We start from the raw sequence: 17,357 nt of genomic DNA, 5'->3' as shown, positions 1-17,357 counted from the left end.
TGTAACATATTCCTATCTTATCAAACTTTTTGATTGCTTTATATGGGGGGAACAAAATGAACAAATCGAAAAATCGCTGGCTCATTGCAACAAGTGCTGTAGGAATTCATTTATCTATTGGGTCTGTTTATGCTTGGAGTGTTTTTACGAATCCTTTACATCAAGCTTTTCAGTGGTCATTGACAGAAATAAGCTTGACCTTCAGTATTGCTATTTTATTTTTAGGATTATCTGCTGCTTTCATGGGGCATTTCGTTGAAAGGTATGGTCCAAGAGCATCGGGGCTTTTCTCAGCCATTTTCTTCGGTATCGGAATGACAGGATCAGGGTTCGCTGTCCACATGTCCTCACTCCCTCTCCTCTATTTATTTTATGGTGTACTCGCTGGGATAGGATTAGGAGTAGGTTACATTGCACCTGTATCAACTTTAGTGAAATGGTTTCCGGACCGAAGAGGACTTGCAACCGGCTTAGCTATTATGGGTTTTGGATTTGCTTCTCTTATTTGCAGCCCAATTATCCAATATCTCATTGAAAAAGTGAACATCGCAAATACCTTTTACATTCTTGGAATTTCCTATTTTATGATCATGGTGATCTCATCTCTTTATTTATCACCACCAACATCTGAAGACGTCAAACAGTTTGACGTGTTAAAAACAAATCAAAGAAAAATCCCTCAGGATTTATCACAGCTTACAGCAAATGAAGCGATCAAAACACGACGTTTTTATTATTTGTGGCTCATGCTCTTTATTAATATCACATGCGGAATTGCCATTATTTCAGTTGCATCGCCTCTTGCACAAGAAAGTGTTGGATTCACTGCAGGTGCTGCAGCTACCCTTGTTGGTATTTTAGGTGCTTTTAATGGTTTAGGGCGGATTGGCTGGGCATCCTTCTCAGATTATATCGGAAGGCCGAATACGTATACAATCTTCTTTAGTATCCAGCTCATTGCCTTTCCTTTACTCCCCTATTTAAAAGAACCGCTCGTCTTTTCAATCGTGATGGCGATCATTTATACGTGCTATGGAGGAGGGTTTGCTTCAATTCCAGCCTATATTGGGGATTTATTTGGCACGAAACAACTTGGTGCCATACACGGTTATATTCTGACTGCCTGGGCCGCTGCTGGTTTAGCTGGACCTTTATTTTCATCCTTTATTCGAGATATAACAGGTAACTACACGCAAAGTCTGATGGTGTTCTCCGGCTTATTTTTCATCGCTTTTATCATATCTCTTCTCATACGGAAAGATATTCAACAGCTTAGAGAAACAAACCTTACTGCTACTTCTTCTGTCTCAGCCCGACCTTAATTTGAATTTGACAGAATCACAATCTAAAGGTAATTTTTAGATATGAAAACGCTTCATAAAGTAATAGGAGGGTGATGATATCATGGGGAAAACAAAACATAAGGGGCCTATTAAGCTTAATAAAAAACCCTCACCAAAGCTATGGGCCTCTTTTGCGCCTATGGGGCTTGGAAAAGTAAAACCGAAACACATTCGAGATACGATGAAAGTGGCATGGGAAAACAAGGATAATCTCCCCTATGCATATCGTATTTTAACGCAGGGCGTGTGTGATGGCTGTGCCCTGGGTGTTTCAGGGTTATATGACCAAACGCTCGCAGGACCTCATATATGCACCACAAGACTAAATGTACTTCGTCTTAATACAATGCCAGCTATTGATCCAAAATGGTTCGAAGATATTCAACAGCTCAAACAAATGGACAGCACCTCTCTTCGCAAACTTGGCCGTATTCCTTATCCACTGATTCGAAAAAAAGGTGACAATGCCTTTACGCGTATTTCCTGGGATGATGCATTAGATCAAATCGCAGCTAAAATCAAATCAATTGATAAACGGCAGCTCGCTTTCTATTTAACGGCTAGAGGAATTACAAATGAAGTCTATTATACCGCTGCGAAGGCAGCTCGCTTTATCGGGACAAATCATATTGATAATGCGTCTCGAATTTGTCATTCACCGAGCAAAACCGCTCTTAAACGATCCCTTGGTATAGGAGCCTCCAGCTGTAATTACAACGATTGGATCGGAACGGATGTCTTAATTTTTTGGGGATCTGTCGCAGCAAACAATCAGCCCGTTTCCACTAAATATATGTATGCGGCGAAAAAGAAAGGAACCAAAATTATTGTCATCAATCCGTACAAAGAGCCTGCCATGGAAAAGTACTGGGTTCCCTCTATTCCAGAAAGTGCTCTATTCGGCACAAAAATCGCGGATGATTTCTATCAAGTCAATATAGGCGGCGATATTGCGTTTATGAACGGCGTCATCAAACATTGGTTTGACATGGAGCAGCATGCTCCCCATTCCGCTCTTGATCATGAATTTATTCAAGCCCATACTACCGGCATACAGGATTTAAAGCAGCATGTCGCACAGTTGAAGTGGGAGGACCTAGAAGCATCATCAGGCTTATCAAAAGAAAGAATGAAGGAATTTGCGATCCTCCTTGCCAATGCCAATTCAGGCGTTTTTATTTGGAGTATGGGTCTTACCCAGCACCGCTTTGCAACTGATAATATATCACAGGTCGCCAACCTTGCTATGTTACGTGGATTTATTGGCAGGAAACATTGTGGTGTCATGCCAATTCGGGGGCATAGCGGCGTTCAAGGTTCTGGTGAAATGGGTGCTGATCCATTCGTTTTGCCGGGCAGTGATTTTGATGAAGAGAATATTGAAAGAATCGAAAAAATTTGGGGGTTTGACATTCCGAAATGGCATGGTGACACCATTGGGCAATCCTTTGAGAAAATGGCTCTCCCAAAAGAACATCCGCAAAAACTCAAAATGCTGTTTACGAGCGGCGGAAACTTTTTAGAAACGATGCCAAATCCAGATGCGATCGAAAAAGCTTTATCTGAGCTTGAACTCCGTGTCCATCAAGATATCATTTTGAATACCTCTACACTTGTAGAGGCAGAAGAGACGGTAATTGTTCTGCCTGCTATGACAAGGTATGAACAGCCAGGCGGCGGTACATCAACTAGTACGGAACGCATGGTATATTTCAGTCCAGAAATTGAAGGACCTCGTATTGAGGAAGCCAGAGCAGAATGGGACATTTATATTGATCTTGCAAAAAGAGTCCGGCCAGAAGATGCTGAGCTGATTCATTTCGAAACGGCTGAAGACATTCGCCGTGAGATTGCGGTCGCAAATCGAAACTATGACGGCATACAGCATTTGCGTCATAAAGGAGACGTTTTTCAATGGGGAGGTGCCTGGCTATGTGAAGACGGGGAGTGTCCAACACCGGACGGCAAAGGACATCTTCTTCCTGCCCAGCTGCCTCAATACCGAAAAACCGAGGGACATTTTAATATCACGACAAGAAGAGGAAAGCAATTCAACTCCATGATCTATAGTGAAAAGGATGCGTTTAATGGTGGAAAGCGTCATTCTATCTTGATGAATGACGAAGATGCAAAAGAACTTTATGTCCAAGAAGGTGATCCAGTTGTTTTGTTTAATCAATATGGGTCCTATCAAGGAGTGGCTCAATTCGGGGAGTTGAAACGTGGCAATATCGCTGTTTATTGGCCTGAAGGGAACGTTTTAATTCCAAAGGGTGTGTATGAGAGCTACTCACAGATTCCCGAGTATAATACGGCGGCAATATTAGAAAAAGCCGAAACTTTTCATGCAAGAAAAGATCAGCACTACGTGGAGAAACGAATTGATGAATTAGAAACTACTTTGAATTGATCTTCAACTAAAAAACAGCTGGGGAAAACAATCCCCAGCTCCCATTCATATCCTACTGACCAAAAGCGCTCGCTTCATTTTGTAGAATGTGATTCAATTCTTCGGCATTCGCAGCCGGTTGATATTGTCCACCACCCGCTTTGGCAACAGACTTTAGACTTTTTGCTTCTTTTTCATTCACGTCAAAGCCGATGATATTGACGATGGTGTCAATTCCGTCTTCATGTAATTCCTTTGCTGCTTGTGAAGGGCTTCCTCCACAAGTTTCTTTACCATCACTGACGACATAGACAATATTTTTTCCTTCAGCCTGGTGATCTTCAAAATCTTGTTTCGTATCTGTTAATGCTTTTGCAAGTGGTGTCCAGCCGGTCGGCTTATACACATTCAGTGCTTGCTGAAATGTTGATGGCTCATATGATCCAAATCCGTAAACGGCTTCAGAGCTTCCACAAGAAACTGCTTTTCCTGCATTTTTATTGGTTCCTTCATGACCAAACACACGTAGCAGGACTTGTGTATCTTCTGATAAAATACTTGCGAAGCTTTGAATAGAACGTTTGGCGATATCGATTTTCTTTTCGCCTTCAACTGATTGTGCCATGCTGCCGCTTAAATCAAGTAATATCACCACATGAGCAGGCTCCTGTTTTGTCACAGCATGAGCTGGTGAAGAAAGAAGCAGGACAAGACTAGCCAAAATGGTTAATACAATATTTCGTTTCATTCATAAAAACCTCCCTTTTTACATTTGTACAGAAAAAGAGAAACGATAGCATACATCAATCGTTTCCCTTTTGTTCAGCAAGTTATTCGTGTAGTTTTAATGATTCTGCCGACAAGATAGAACCCATTTCTTTACCAGTGCTTGCTTGGTAGTATTGGCCTTTACCCGCTTTGGCTACTTGCTTCAATTGACCTTCATAGCCATCGTTAAAGTCTAATCCGATCACATTAACAACAGTCGATCCTTTTGAGTTATGCAATTCTTTTGCTACTTTTACTGGATCTCCGCCACAAGTTTCTTCACCATCAGTGATTAGGTACACAATATGTTTTGTTCCACCATTAAGCTGTTCATCCGTTTGCTTTGCATTTTCAAGAGCACGAGCAATCGGTGTCCAGCCATTTGGTCCAAGTCCGTTTAAAGAGTTTTCAAAGCTTTCTTTTTCGTAAGGCTGTACGCCATAAACGCCTCTAATGACTTCACATGATTGAGCTTTACCTGAATTTTTGTTGTTACCTTCAGAGCCAAACAAGCTCATACGAATTTTAGCGTCTTTTGGAAGTGACTGAGCAAATTTAAATACCTCTTGTTTTGCGAGGTCAAATTTGCGTTCTCCCTCTACTTTTCTTGCCATGCTTCCACTTGCATCAAGTAAGATAGTAACTCTTACATCTTTGTTATGTTTTTTGACTGTAGATGCTTTTGCAAATACTGGTGAAGAGATTGACATAGATAATGTCAATACAGCTAAGGTTACGAGTGTAAATACTTTTTTCAACATCATTTTTCCTTCCTCCTTATGTATTTAATTGAAACATCTTAATCGTAAAATATTCTGTCTTAGAATGGTATAGGACTCGGTCCCTTTTTCTCTTTCATCAAAATCACTAAAAATCTGTCAGTTGTCTAGATATATTCACCTAACACATCATTTTTTCTTTTGTTTTCTCCTTCTTTCGAGGGGCTTTGTATCGGCCATCGGTTCTTGTCGGGACGTAAATGTTTAAGATTTCCTGAGGTGCGTCTTAAGTCGCAAATTGACACATTCTGTTCAAACCTCTTGGAACACAAAAAAAGATGCCCCATTTCTGAGGCAACTTTGCTTTATTTTTTAGCCATATACGTGTTGAGAAAACGTTCAGCTGATTCAATTTGAATCCCTTTATAATAATGTTTCACGATAGCCTCTACTTTTTTGCCTGACTGTGCCATATAGTGCGCACCATACTGACTCATTCCAACCCCATGGCCATACCCTTTTGTCGTAATGATAATTTGCTGGCCCTGTCGTTCCCATGTAAAGTCCGCTGAATGAAGTCCTAGTGACTCTCGAATGTCTCTGCCTGTCAGTGTTTTACCGTTTATTACGGCTTTCGCTACTTGATTTCCTGGCGTCCGTTCTACTATCTGTCCTACCTGAGCCTGCTGAGTGAGCGTCACACCTAATTTTTGCTGAAATTCACTAACTGTGATGGTTTTCTTATTTTGAAATTTTGGCGATTTTTCGTCCCATTTACTTGAGACACTTTTCAAATATGGGATTTCGTTTTTCCAATAAGCTTCGGCATTTTCCGTTTTTCCGTTACTTGTTGAAAAGAATGAGGCATCAATTGGCTTCTCATCATAAGTCAGCACTTTTCCTTGTGTGCTGGCGACAGCTTCTGTGACTTTTTTTAACTTCCAATTGTACGCTTTCCCCCAAATTTTCTTGAGTTCCTGCTTGTTTTTATAAACTTGGAACATTTGGGTGTCATCTACAAGAGAGCCCTTTGGTGATTTGACAGTCTTATCGATGATCATTTGTCTGACGATATACGTTCTTGCAGCGAGTGCCTGTGCCTTGAGTGCTTCCATTTCAAAATCAGCTGGCATTTCAGACGCTACGACACCGATCACATACTCTTCTAAGGGGATGTTTTCTACCTGCTGATGAGCTGAACGATAGACGGGGATAGCGACGGGTGATTGCTTCAATTTGACTGTACCCTTCACTTCTTTTTTAACTGATGGCTCCGCTGATACATGCTGGCTTACCTCCGGTTTCCCTTGAAACGTCGGCAACACAAGTAAAGTTGGAATCATTAAAATAATGATGCATATTCCTGCGATTGTCCATATCATTGGTTTCATATTTGGCTGCCCCCATTTGTCATTGAATCTCTTTTATCCTATGGGCGGGGACAAGCTAATATGACAGCTTCTTTCATTCAGTGGACAAGTCTTTTGATGAAGATATGAGGCTGTTTATCAACTGATTTTACTGTTCGTCTTTATGAATAAAATTTAAGATGGTTGGATACACTAATGATAAGCTTTAAAAATAAAGCATTCTATGATTCTAAAAAAAATCAGCATGCCCTATGGACACACTGATTTCTTTATGATTACGCGTTCAGATCTGATACAACTTGTTCTTGTGTCACATCTGCTGTTTCATCGTTTACTCTTTCAATATCTGCACCGATTGCTGCAAGCTTCTGGTGGAAGTTCACATAACCACGATCGATATGCTTCAACTCAGTGACACGTGTATGACCTTCTGCTACTAATCCAGCAAGTACAAGTGCTGCTCCTGCTCTTAAATCAGTCGCTGATACTTCAGCACCTTGAAGTTGAACCGGCCCGTTGATAATCACAGAGCGACCCTCAATTTTAATATCGCCATTCATGCGGCGGAATTCTTCAGCATGCATAAAGCGGTTTTCAAACACCGTTTCTGTAATCATACTTGTTCCGTTCGCACGAAGCAATAGCGCCATCATCTGAGATTGCATATCCGTTGGGAAACCAGGATGTGGCATTGTTTTTAGATCGATTGGCTTGAGCTCAGATGGTCCAATGACTCTTAAACCTTCTTCTTCTTCAATGATCTGAATACCCATTTCTTCCATCTTTGCTACAAGTGATGTCATGTGCTCTGGCACTGCGCCCTTTACAAGAACATTTCCTTCTGTAATAGCTGCTGCCACCATGAAAGTACCTGCTTCAATTCTGTCAGGGATGATGTTGTGTTTTGCACCGTGAAGTGTTTCCACACCTTCGATTTTGATTGTACCAGTACCAGCTCCGCGAACCTTACCGCCCATGGCATTGATGTAGTTTGCCAAATCAACAATTTCAGGTTCTTTTGCTACGTTTTCTAAAATCGTTGTTCCTTCAGCTAATGCTGCTGCCATGATGATGTTTTCAGTTGCACCGACACTTGGGAAATCCAAATAGATTTTCGCACCTTTTAAACGGCCTTTTACTTCAGCCTCGATGAAACCATTTCCTACTTGAATTTTAGCTCCCATTGCTTCAAAGCCTTTTAAATGCTGGTCAATTGGTCTTGAACCAATCGCACAGCCTCCAGGTAATGCAACTCTTGCATGACCTGTTCTTGCTAAAAGTGGTCCCATGACGAGCACAGACGCTCGCATTTTACGGACATACTCAAACGGAGCCTCAGTTTCTAGTGCATGAGATGCATCCACTGATACTTCGTTATTTTCAAAATGTACTTCTGCTCCTAAATGACGTAACACTTCATTGATTGTATATACATCGGAGAGCGTAGGTACATCACAAATTACGCTTTTTTCTGTACTTGCTAACAAAGATGCAGCGATAACTGGTAAAACGGCATTTTTTGCGCCTTCTACTTTAACTGTGCCGTTTAACTTTTGACCGCCGCGGACGATGATTTTTTCCAAGGTCTTCCCCTCCGCGTCCCAAATTCTCTATATTAATATTCAGTCGTTACGATTGGTGTGCCAACCGTAATCGTATGATTTTCGTTCATTTCCGAACTTCTGATGGCAATTTGAACATTCATTTTATCATTTGAAGTCATAATGAACTGTTCCCACTTATCTGTGTAAGCGGAAAGCGACACAAAATTAGACTCAACGAGATACTCAACTGGTTTTGCTTGAAATTCATTTGCTAACGTTTCAGCTTTTTTTTGCAAAACAACATCCATCATACCATTTACATGACCATCGAGACAAGTAAAAATTACAAATTTCTCTTGTAATATGCTTTTTGCATGACGTACGAACTGATCATATGTATGCTCCCAGGTATTCAGTGGGCGAGCACCTTTTTGCTCATATAATAAATACGACTTTTGATTGGATTTTGTGTCGGTCTTCACGAGTAAAATTTTCGATAAAGTATCATTTTTTTCATCTTTGTAAATTCCTGTGACTTTGGTGACATGTTTCTCTTCTTTTTCGGTCCACTCATACTGTCGTAGTTCGTCTTTCAAACGTTGCACTTTTTTTGAAAATTGTTCGGATGAAATGTCTACATTTGTTTTGGCGTGAAGGGTCCATCCATCTACTTCAATTTGCTGGTTTTTCAGACCTTCTGCTATTTGGGCGAGCGGAGAAGATTCTTCCGCACGAACACCTTGAATCATCAGAACAAAAAAAAGAATAAACGCAAATAATGGCCAACCTTTTACATACTTTCTCACTTGTCATTCCCCCTTGCTACAAGTGTTGCCGCAAGGAGGTCTATGCATACGTGGAAAAGTCATCAAAGGCCATACTTTTGACGCTTCTTTTTACGTTCCCGCATAAGGCAGTGACCAAACCTTTTATGTTAGAACATATAAGGAATTTGTCTAGAGAAATTTAAGTAATCAAGGAAGAAATTGCTGACTGCAGATGCGATGGCAATGGTAATGAGCATCATCAGCAATCTTGCCTGAACGATTTTCCCTTTTTTAATCAGTGGATCAATATTTACGGCAAGCAATGCCCACCATGTAACCGCAATAAAAAACAGGTGGATCACAATACTCACGATGGCTTGTTGTCCTACGTCTTCCATACAGTTGAATCCTCCTTTTATTTATTTCTGTAAAGGAAAACTCCCTTTCATTATATCCTCGAAAATCGGAAAGATGAATCATTTGGAAAAAAGAGCTATATTTAGAGTAAATCCCCTCTTATCCTGGTGCCAGAGAGATGATATACTGCGTGTGGAAGGAGCTGAACACATTGAAAGATTCTTTTCCTGACTTTGTTGATTTGTACGGAGAACTGGTTCCCTCATTTGATCATGAATGGGAGGCCATTGCTTTCTACTTTGATTATAGACAGACACAGCTAGAAGAATTAGCGCAATTGTGTCATTTTCATAACATTTCTTTGGATTATTCTGAGGAAAGCCTGTATCAGTTAGAATCACTATACTTTGATGCATTTACCAAGCAGCTGTTTGCTGAGTGGAAAATGCCAATAGATGCATTAGAAGCGATGATGAGTGTGTATATGGGAGAGGTTGTCCTCCGTCATCATTCAGATGCTGACTGGGTCGTGCGGCCTTATATGGACTCTCCGCATCAATATACGCTTGGTTTGCGCCGACACAATAAAACGTGGCATAGTACGCAGTTTTGCGAGCACTTATATCTTGAAAAACAGGATTCTCACCCGTATGTGTCGATGTACCAATCTCTCATGTCATTCTAAAAAAATCCTTCTTATCATTGTGATAAGAAGGATTTTCTGTTTTATTTCCCTGCTACATTTAAACGGTTTAACGCCCGTTTTAATGCGAGTTCCGCCCGGCGTACATCACTTTCATTCGGGTGGTTCAAATGCTCTTCAGCACGCTGTTTCGCTGATTTAGCACGATCGACATCAACTTTATCTGATGTTTCAGCGGCCTGAGCAAGAATGGTTACTTGTTCAGGGCGAACTTCAACAAATCCGCCACTTACTGCAACCAATTCAGTTGATCCACTATGTTTTAAGCGAACTGCACCGATTTTTAGCGGAGCAACCATTGGAACGTGGCCAGCTAAAATACCAAGCTCACCGCTTTCTGCTCTGACACTGACCATTTCCACATCCGCTTCATACACTGGGCCGTCGGGAGTAACGATATTGACTTGAACGGTCTTCATGCTTTTACCCTCCTAAGGACCAGATTAGGCCTCTACACCCATCTCTTTGGCTTTTTCAACCACTTCTTCAATGCGTCCAACTAAGCGGAATGCATCTTCTGGAAGGTGATCGTATTTACCAGATAAGATTTCCTTGAAGCCTTTAACAGTTTCTTTCAATGGCACATAAGAACCCTTTTGGCCAGTGAACTGCTCTGCTACGTGGAAGTTTTGAGATAGGAAGAATTGAACACGACGTGCTCTGTGTACCACAAGCTTATCGTCCTCAGATAATTCATCCATACCTAAAATGGCAATGATATCTTGTAGTTCTTTATAACGCTGCAATGTTTGCTGCACTTCACGCGCAATAGCATAGTGCTCTTCACCAACGATCTCAGGTGCAAGTGCACGAGATGTTGAAGCAAGAGGGTCAACCGCTGGGTAAATACCCATTTCAGTCAGCTTACGCTCAAGGTTTGTCGTTGCATCAAGGTGAGCGAACGTTGTTGCTGGAGCTGGATCCGTATAGTCATCCGCAGGTACATAGATCGCTTGAATCGATGTAACCGATCCTACGTTTGTAGACGTGATACGCTCTTGCAGCTGACCCATTTCTGTTGCAAGTGTCGGCTGATAACCTACCGCTGAAGGCATACGTCCAAGAAGGGCTGATACTTCAGAACCTGCTTGGGTAAAACGATAGATGTTATCGATGAAGAACAATACGTCTTGACCTAGTTCATCACGGAAATGCTCTGCCATTGTCAAACCAGTTAGGGCAACACGCATACGTGCACCTGGTGGCTCGTTCATTTGGCCGAAGACCATGGCTGTTTTTTCGATAACGCCAGAATCTTTCATTTCGTAGTAAAGGTCGTTTCCTTCACGTGTACGCTCTCCAACACCAGCGAATACAGAAATACCGCCGTGTTCTTGTGCGATGTTGTTGATCAATTCTTGAATCAGAACGGTTTTACCTACACCGGCTCCACCGAATAGACCGATCTTTCCACCCTTGATGTAAGGAGCAAGAAGGTCAACAACTTTAATACCCGTTTCAAGAATTTCAACTTCTGTAGAAAGTTGATCAAAAGAAGGCGCTTGTCTGTGGATTGGATCTCTTTGAGCTTCCACACCAAGTGGCTCATCTAAGTCAATGTTATCTCCCAGTACGTTGAATACACGTCCAAGTGTTACGTTACCAACTGGTACTGAAATTGGTTTTCCAAGGTCTACAGCTTCCATACCGCGCTTCACACCGTCTGTTGATGCCATTGCGATGGTTCTGACTGTATTATCACCTAAATGTAGTGCTACTTCTAAAGTTAAGTCGATAGTAACTTCACTTTCGCTTTCCGCTTTATGCGAAACTCTGATCGCATTATAAATCTCAGGCAAGTGACCGTCTTCAAAATGAACGTCTACGACTGGTCCCATGATCTGACTGATGCGTCCTGTTTTCATTGCATTCCCTCCTGACAATTATTTCTATTCTAAGGCAGCTGCTCCGCCGACAATTTCTGTAATCTCTTGTGTAATCGCTGCTTGACGAGCACGGTTATAAGAGAGTGTCAGGTTGTCGATCAATTCTTTTGCGTTGTCTGTTGCACTCTTCATTGCTGTCATCCTTGCAGCATGTTCACTTGCTTTGCTGTCAAGAAGCGCACCGAAAATCAAACTCTCTGCATATTGAGGAAGGAGAACTTCAAGAATTTCTTCTTCAGAAGGCTCAAACTCATAAGATGCGGAACGTTTATTTGGTGTCGCTGCGGCCGAAAGGTCCGTTAGCGGCAATAATTTCTTCTCTGTTACTTCTTGTGAAATGGCACTGACAAAGTGGTTGTAGAACATGTAAAGTTCGTCAAACGCTTCATCAGAGAACATTTGAACTGTACTGCTTGCTAATTCTTTAATATCAGCAAACGCTACTTCGTCACCAAGCCCTGTTACTTCAGAAATAACTGGAATACCGCGCTTTTTGAAGAAGTCGCGTCCGATTTTACCAATCACAATCACCGCATATTCATCAGCGGATTGATGACGAGATTGAATGGTTTGGTAAGCGGCACGCAAAATCGAGCTGTTAAAAGGTCCTGCAAGCCCCCGATCAGATGTAATGACGAGATACCCTGTTTTCTTGACAGGTCTTGAAAGAAGCATTGGGTGCTTAGCACTTGTTCCAGTTGCGATTGCAGCAACCACTTCCTGGATTTTCTCCATGTAAGGAACAAAAGACTTCGCATTGTTTTCAGCACGATTCAGTTTCGCAGCTGATACCATTTGCATCGCTTTTGTGATCTGACTCGATTTTTTCGTTGACGTGATCCTTGACTTTATATCGCGTAATGAGGCCAAAGATTTCACCACCTTTTTTCAGGAATCCGTGTTCATTTACGTGAAAAGAGAGAAAAAGAGAATCTTTTTCTCTCGGAAAGATTACTAATTAGTTGCTTGGTGCAAACGTACGTTTAAAGCCTTCGATTGCTGTATTCCACTCTTCATCAGCAGGCATGTTTCCTGTTTGAGAGATGGTGTCAAACAAGTCTTTATGGTTTTCTTCAATGTACATGAATAACTCAGCTTCAAAACGTTTGACATCAGCAATCGCGACATCGTCTAAGTATCCTCTTGTGAGTGCATAAAGAATCGCTACTTGTTTTTCAACTTTAAGCGGTTTGTTCAAGTCTTGTTTTAAGACTTCAACTGTTCTAGCACCACGGTTTAATTTTGCTTGAGTCGCTTGGTCTAGATCAGATCCAAACTGAGCGAATGCTTCAAGCTCACGATAAGAAGCAAGATCCAGACGAAGTGTACCTGCTACCTTTTTCATCGCTTTGATTTGTGCAGAACCACCTACACGAGATACAGACAATCCTGCGTTTACTGCTGGACGTACGCCTGAGAAGAAGAGATCAGATTGTAAGAAAATCTGTCCATCTGTGATTGAAATAACGTTTGTTGGGATATATGCAGAGATATCGCCAGCTTGCGTTTCTACGAAAGGCAATGCTGTGATAGAACCGCCACCCTTTTCGTCACTAAGCTTCGCTGCACGCTCTAATAAACGAGAGTGAAGATAGAAAACATCACCAGGGAATGCCTCACGACCTGGAGGACGGCGAAGCAATAATGAAAGCTCACGGTAAGCTGCCGCTTGTTTAGAAAGGTCATCATATACAACAAGTACGTGCTTGCCGTTATACATGAATTCCTCACCCATCGTTACACCTGCATAAGGAGCAAGGTAAAGAAGCGGGGCTGGCTGTGATGCAGAAGCTGTGACTACGATTGTGTAATCAAGCGCACCATGCTTACGAAGTGTTTCAACAACACCACGAACCGTTGATTCTTTTTGTCCGATCGCTACATAAATACAGATCATGTCTTGATCTTTTTGGTTTAGGATCGTATCAATTGCAACAGATGTTTTACCTGTTTGACGGTCACCAATGATCAATTCACGCTGTCCGCGTCCGATTGGAATCAAGGCATCAATTGCTTTAATCCCTGTTTGAAGCGGCTCATGTACAGATTTACGATCCATAACGCCTGGTGCTTCACTTTCGATTGGACGAGTTTTGCTCGTTAAGATTGGACCTAGTCCATCAACAGGCTGACCAAGTGGGTTCACAATACGTCCGATTAATTCTTCACCTACTGGAACCTCCATGATACGACCTGTACGTTTTACATCGTCACCTTCACGGATATCTTTGTAAGGTCCTAAAATCACGATACCTACGTTAGACTCCTCAAGGTTTTGAGCCATACCCATTACACCATTAGAGAACTCAACCAGCTCTCCTGCCATAATGTTGTCAAGGCCATGTACACGCGCGATACCGTCCCCTACTTGAATGACTGTACCGACATCTTTTACTTCAATTTCAGATTGATAGTTTTGGATTTGCTGCTTTATCAGCGCGCTAATCTCTTCAGCTTTGATACTCACTAAGGTTTCACCCCTTCTAACGATTTTCGCCTGCAAGCTGACGTTCAATGCGGGAAAGCTTTCCGCTGACACTGCCGTCATAAATGCGGTTTCCGATACGGATTTTCACTCCGCCTATTAGATCCTTGTCAATCACATTTTCAACACGCAGTGATGTGACTCCGGCTTTTTTGGCAAATACTTCAGATAAAGATTGAATTTCAGCGCCGCTCAGCGGTTTCACTGAATACACGACCGCATCGTCTATTTGTTTCGTGCGGTTTGCAAGTTTCACAAACTCAGACGTCATTTCAGAGAAAATATTCGTGCGTCCGCGGTCAATCAATAAATACATTGTGTGCAACACATGTGTCGAAACACCTTTGAAAGCTTCTGCAATCAAATGTTTCTTTTTGTCTGCCGTAATCTTTGGATGAACAAGAAAGTCATTCAATTCTTGGTCAGCCTTTAGAACTTTTTTGATCTCATTCAGCTCTTTTTCAGTTTCGTCTACTGCCGAAGAAGCAAGAACGATGTCAAAAAGAGCAGAAGCGTAACGCTTAGAGACAATAGTCACGCTCATCGGCTTTCGCCTGCCTCTTTAAGATACTCTTGAATCAATTTCTCTTGTGCTTGCTCATCAAGTTCTCTTTCAATCACTTTAGATGCAATGAGTACAGATAGTGATGCAACCTGCTCGCGCAGTGCAGCCACAGCTTGTTCTTTTTCTTTCACGATTTCAGTTCTAGCAGACTCTTTCAAGCGCTCTGACTCTTGACGTGCTGCTTGAATGATCTCTTCTTTTTGTTTCTCACCAATCTTTTTCGCATTTTCGATGAGTGTATGTGATTCTTCGCGTGCTTCTTTCAATAAGACACGTTGTTCTTCAAGAAGCTTTTCAGCTTGAACGTGCTTTTGTTCAGCACTTGAAATTTCATTTCCTATATAATCTTCACGCTGCTTCATAATACCTAATAAAGGTTTAAGCGCAAATTTCTTTAAAAGTGCAAGCAGGATGAGCATAGCGATAAGCTGGAATAACATATCCCCGGCGTTGAAACTTAAGCCACCTGCTCCTAAAACCACTGGTAACTGAGACATTTAGTACGGCAACTCCCTTCTTTAAATAATATGTTAAGAAACAAAACATAAAGGAATGGCGAAGTTTCGAACTAATCTGATCTTCGCCATTAAAATTCATATTAGAACGCTTCTCACATATTAACCAAAGAATGCCAAGAATGCGATAACGACAGCGATAATTGGAAGTGCCTCAACTAAAGCGACCCCGATGAACATAAGTGTTCTTAGTTCTCTACCAGCTTCTGGCTGACGAGCGATTCCTTCAACTGTTTTAGATACGATTAGACCGTTACCAATACCTGCTCCTAGTGCTCCCAAACCGATTGCAATTGCTGCTGCTATTAAATTCATTAAAAAGCTCCTCCTTTAAAATAACGTCCTTTTTGGACTCTCAATTTTTTAGTGTTCATCGCTGACTTTATGGGAAATGTACACCATTGTCAGCATGGTGAAGATAAATGCTTGGATTGTTCCGACAAACAAACTGAATGCCTGCCATACAATCATCGGCACGATGGCACCTAATGTACCAACGATACCAAGTGCAATGTTTTGCGTGTAGAAATTGGTCGCAAGTCCTGCAAGCAAACCAAGAAGAATCTCTCCAGCAAAAATGTTTCCATAAAGACGCAAACCAAGTGTTAGCGTGTTTGCAAATTCTTCAATAAGTTTCAATGGTACTAAAAGCGGAATTGGTCTGAAGTAGTCTTTCGTATATTCCTTGACTCCTTTTGCCTTGACACCGTAGTAATGTGTCAATCCCATGACCATAATCGCTAGTGTCATTGTGATTGCAGGGTCTGCTGTTGGTGATTTCCACCACAAGTTGTGATCGACCGTAATCGAGAATGGCAGTCCAAGCATGTTTGAAACAAATATGTACATGAGTAATGTAACGCCAAGCGCTAGAAATGGGGCTCCTGTTTTCATGTCCATCGAACTACCTATGATATTTCGAACAAAATCAACAATCCATTCCATGAAGTTCTGCGCCTTTGTCGGACGAATAGACAGAACACGAGTAGTCAGCACCGCTATGAGAAGAACGATGATACTAGCAATCGTAATCATGAGAACATTGGATAAGTTGAACGTTAACCCTAAAAATTCTGTCGTTTTTGAACTGTGACCCAAAGAGTATTCACCTCTCTTCCATAGTAGAACGTTTAAGTTGAATGAAGGAATCTATCATAATGACAGGATATATTGTCATTAATCCTATAACAACACCTGCCAGATGAACTTCATTAGGGTAACGCCAAGCAATCGCTACTGCGAGAATTGCGTTGGCCCACCTGGCTGTACTTCCCATTGAACGAATGGATTTTCCTTTTTTAACCGCTCGATCAAAAGCGTGCATTCTCCGTATAAGTAGGAATAAATTAAAGAAAGCAAAAATTGTGCCGATAATGAAACCAAGAAACAGTGGTTTAAAACCAGGCATGGCATAGCCAAACACAAAAATTGCCAATAGATAGAACATATATTTACTCTGTCTGCGGAAAATCGCGTTTGGATCGTTCATTCATCTGACTCCCGATGAAAAATATTGTAAAAAAGGTGATAAATGGTGATGAAAACTGCGTAGAAGACGCTTATGATAAGCAGTCCTGTTCGAAAAAAATCAATCACCCATCGGTCTAATTGCACAATCAGACTTGAAATCTAAAGATCTATGGGATGTTGCTTCATTCGCTGATACAAACCCTGATAATTAAAGGGTTCACAATGAGGATTAGTAGAGTGCTATAGGCTATGAAAACCTTACCATAATACCCTCGTTTAGCATACAATAGCGTCTATGATGTGTCAATCCGTTGAAAGTTAAAAAACTTTTCTATAGTGATAGAGCACACAAAATGTTCACAATTTCATCAAACTTTAGGAGACACGTGACATTCATTGAAAAAAACAGCTAATGTTCAGTATACATTGATTTTTCTAAGAACGATATCAACCGTTTGTCATATATTTCAAAAAGC

General features: G+C 41.4%; 18 protein-coding genes. 3 read left to right on the top strand and 15 right to left on the bottom strand.

All coding sequences use genetic code 11. From position 1 onward, the window contains the following. The first annotated feature begins 56 nt into the window (after positions 1-56). Both ACP7A0_RS17100 and ACP7A0_RS17095 read left to right on the top strand, forming a co-directional pair. Positions 57-1,322 carry an L-lactate MFS transporter gene (locus ACP7A0_RS17100; protein ID WP_106030611.1) on the top strand — a complete coding sequence of 422 codons (1,266 nt, stop codon included), beginning with the start codon at positions 57-59 and terminating at the stop codon, positions 1,320-1,322. Between the two features lie 82 nt (positions 1,323-1,404). Further along, a complete protein-coding gene (locus ACP7A0_RS17095) occupies positions 1,405-3,753 on the top strand; it encodes an FdhF/YdeP family oxidoreductase (RefSeq protein ID WP_106048112.1) in 2,349 nt (782 codons plus the stop codon). Between the two features lie 52 nt (positions 3,754-3,805). Here ACP7A0_RS17095 and ACP7A0_RS17090 read toward each other — a convergent pair whose 3' ends face one another. From ACP7A0_RS17090 to ACP7A0_RS17065, 6 genes are all read right to left on the bottom strand, one after another. Next, positions 3,806-4,480: a VWA domain-containing protein gene (locus tag ACP7A0_RS17090; RefSeq protein WP_034660275.1), complete on the bottom strand. Its 675-nt coding sequence runs from the start codon at positions 4,478-4,480 to the stop codon at positions 3,806-3,808. A gap of 82 nt (positions 4,481-4,562) precedes the next feature. Continuing rightward, on the bottom strand, positions 4,563-5,261 hold the full coding sequence (locus ACP7A0_RS17085) for a VWA domain-containing protein (protein WP_080869567.1): 699 nt from the start codon (positions 5,259-5,261) through the stop codon (positions 4,563-4,565). 323 nt (positions 5,262-5,584) lie between these two features. Then, on the bottom strand, positions 5,585-6,610 hold the full coding sequence (spoIID, locus tag ACP7A0_RS17080) for a stage II sporulation protein D (protein ID WP_034660277.1): 1,026 nt from the start codon (positions 6,608-6,610) through the stop codon (positions 5,585-5,587). Between the two features lie 254 nt (positions 6,611-6,864). Next, positions 6,865-8,172 carry a UDP-N-acetylglucosamine 1-carboxyvinyltransferase gene (murA, locus tag ACP7A0_RS17075; protein WP_034660278.1) on the bottom strand — a complete coding sequence of 436 codons (1,308 nt, stop codon included), beginning with the start codon at positions 8,170-8,172 and terminating at the stop codon, positions 6,865-6,867. Positions 8,173-8,204: 32 nt separating this feature from the next. Continuing rightward, entirely contained in the window at positions 8,205-8,939 is a 735-nt protein-coding gene (locus tag ACP7A0_RS17070) for a YwmB family TATA-box binding protein (protein WP_034660279.1), read from the bottom strand. Positions 8,940-9,067: 128 nt separating this feature from the next. Then, complete coding sequence (locus ACP7A0_RS17065) at positions 9,068-9,298, bottom strand: DUF1146 family protein (protein WP_034660280.1); 231 nt, start codon at positions 9,296-9,298, stop codon at positions 9,068-9,070. 137 nt (positions 9,299-9,435) lie between these two features. Here ACP7A0_RS17065 and ACP7A0_RS17060 point away from each other — a divergent pair, with 137 nt between their 5' ends. Next, entirely contained in the window at positions 9,436-9,942 is a 507-nt protein-coding gene (locus ACP7A0_RS17060; protein WP_374955720.1) for a hypothetical protein, read from the top strand. 41 nt (positions 9,943-9,983) lie between these two features. Here the strand turns inward: ACP7A0_RS17060 and ACP7A0_RS17055 are convergent, their stop codons facing one another. The 9 genes from ACP7A0_RS17055 to ACP7A0_RS17015 all read right to left on the bottom strand — a co-directional run bounded on the left by ACP7A0_RS17055 (position 9,984) and on the right by ACP7A0_RS17015 (position 16,900). Next, complete coding sequence (locus ACP7A0_RS17055; protein WP_034660282.1) at positions 9,984-10,379, bottom strand: F0F1 ATP synthase subunit epsilon; 396 nt, start codon at positions 10,377-10,379, stop codon at positions 9,984-9,986. Positions 10,380-10,403: 24 nt separating this feature from the next. After that, positions 10,404-11,825: a F0F1 ATP synthase subunit beta gene (gene atpD / locus ACP7A0_RS17050; RefSeq protein WP_034660283.1), complete on the bottom strand. Its 1,422-nt coding sequence runs from the start codon at positions 11,823-11,825 to the stop codon at positions 10,404-10,406. Between the two features lie 24 nt (positions 11,826-11,849). After that, the gene (locus ACP7A0_RS17045) at positions 11,850-12,716 is read right to left on the bottom strand and encodes a F0F1 ATP synthase subunit gamma (protein ID WP_034660284.1); all 867 of its coding nucleotides are present in this window, start codon (positions 12,714-12,716) and stop codon (positions 11,850-11,852) included. 88 nt (positions 12,717-12,804) lie between these two features. Beyond that, on the bottom strand, positions 12,805-14,313 hold the full coding sequence (atpA, locus tag ACP7A0_RS17040) for a F0F1 ATP synthase subunit alpha (RefSeq protein ID WP_034660286.1): 1,509 nt from the start codon (positions 14,311-14,313) through the stop codon (positions 12,805-12,807). A gap of 16 nt (positions 14,314-14,329) precedes the next feature. Next, complete coding sequence (locus ACP7A0_RS17035) at positions 14,330-14,875, bottom strand: F0F1 ATP synthase subunit delta (RefSeq protein WP_034660287.1); 546 nt, start codon at positions 14,873-14,875, stop codon at positions 14,330-14,332. Then, on the bottom strand, positions 14,872-15,393 hold the full coding sequence (gene atpF / locus ACP7A0_RS17030) for a F0F1 ATP synthase subunit B (RefSeq protein WP_034660288.1): 522 nt from the start codon (positions 15,391-15,393) through the stop codon (positions 14,872-14,874). Before atpF ends, ACP7A0_RS17035 begins: the two co-directional genes overlap by 4 nt. A gap of 120 nt (positions 15,394-15,513) precedes the next feature. Continuing rightward, positions 15,514-15,726 (bottom strand): F0F1 ATP synthase subunit C, encoded by a 213-nt coding sequence (gene atpE, locus ACP7A0_RS17025; protein ID WP_003214968.1) that lies wholly within the window; start codon positions 15,724-15,726, stop codon positions 15,514-15,516. A gap of 48 nt (positions 15,727-15,774) precedes the next feature. Continuing rightward, entirely contained in the window at positions 15,775-16,509 is a 735-nt protein-coding gene (gene atpB / locus ACP7A0_RS17020) for a F0F1 ATP synthase subunit A (RefSeq protein WP_003215198.1), read from the bottom strand. 7 nt (positions 16,510-16,516) lie between these two features. Further along, positions 16,517-16,900: an ATP synthase subunit I gene (locus tag ACP7A0_RS17015; protein WP_024423731.1), complete on the bottom strand. Its 384-nt coding sequence runs from the start codon at positions 16,898-16,900 to the stop codon at positions 16,517-16,519. Positions 16,901-17,357 lie beyond the last annotated feature (457 nt).

Source organism: Bacillus sp. DWP3-1, assembly GCF_049896565.1.
Lineage (GTDB): Bacteria > Bacillota > Bacilli > Bacillales > Bacillaceae > Bacillus.
Note: the sequence above shows the minus strand (reverse complement) of the source record. Positions and strands in the feature narration are given on the sequence as shown.

Coding starts and splice junctions, on each gene's coding strand:
- ACP7A0_RS17100 (WP_106030611.1), top strand. CDS start 57: ATGAACAAATCGAAAAATCGCTGGCTCATTGCAACAAGTGCTGTAGGA.
- ACP7A0_RS17095 (WP_106048112.1), top strand. CDS start 1,405: ATGGGGAAAACAAAACATAAGGGGCCTATTAAGCTTAATAAAAAACCC.
- ACP7A0_RS17090 (WP_034660275.1), bottom strand. CDS start 4,480: ATGAAACGAAATATTGTATTAACCATTTTGGCTAGTCTTGTCCTGCTT.
- ACP7A0_RS17085 (WP_080869567.1), bottom strand. CDS start 5,261: ATGTTGAAAAAAGTATTTACACTCGTAACCTTAGCTGTATTGACATTA.
- spoIID (WP_034660277.1), bottom strand. CDS start 6,610: ATGAAACCAATGATATGGACAATCGCAGGAATATGCATCATTATTTTA.
- ACP7A0_RS17065 (WP_034660280.1), bottom strand. CDS start 9,298: ATGGAAGACGTAGGACAACAAGCCATCGTGAGTATTGTGATCCACCTG.
- ACP7A0_RS17060 (WP_374955720.1), top strand. CDS start 9,436: ATGATATACTGCGTGTGGAAGGAGCTGAACACATTGAAAGATTCTTTT.
- ACP7A0_RS17055 (WP_034660282.1), bottom strand. CDS start 10,379: ATGAAGACCGTTCAAGTCAATATCGTTACTCCCGACGGCCCAGTGTAT.
- atpD (WP_034660283.1), bottom strand. CDS start 11,825: ATGAAAACAGGACGCATCAGTCAGATCATGGGACCAGTCGTAGACGTT.
- ACP7A0_RS17035 (WP_034660287.1), bottom strand. CDS start 14,875: ATGAGCGTGACTATTGTCTCTAAGCGTTACGCTTCTGCTCTTTTTGAC.
- atpF (WP_034660288.1), bottom strand. CDS start 15,393: ATGTCTCAGTTACCAGTGGTTTTAGGAGCAGGTGGCTTAAGTTTCAAC.
- atpE (WP_003214968.1), bottom strand. CDS start 15,726: ATGAATTTAATAGCAGCAGCAATTGCAATCGGTTTGGGAGCACTAGGA.
- ACP7A0_RS17015 (WP_024423731.1), bottom strand. CDS start 16,900: ATGAACGATCCAAACGCGATTTTCCGCAGACAGAGTAAATATATGTTC.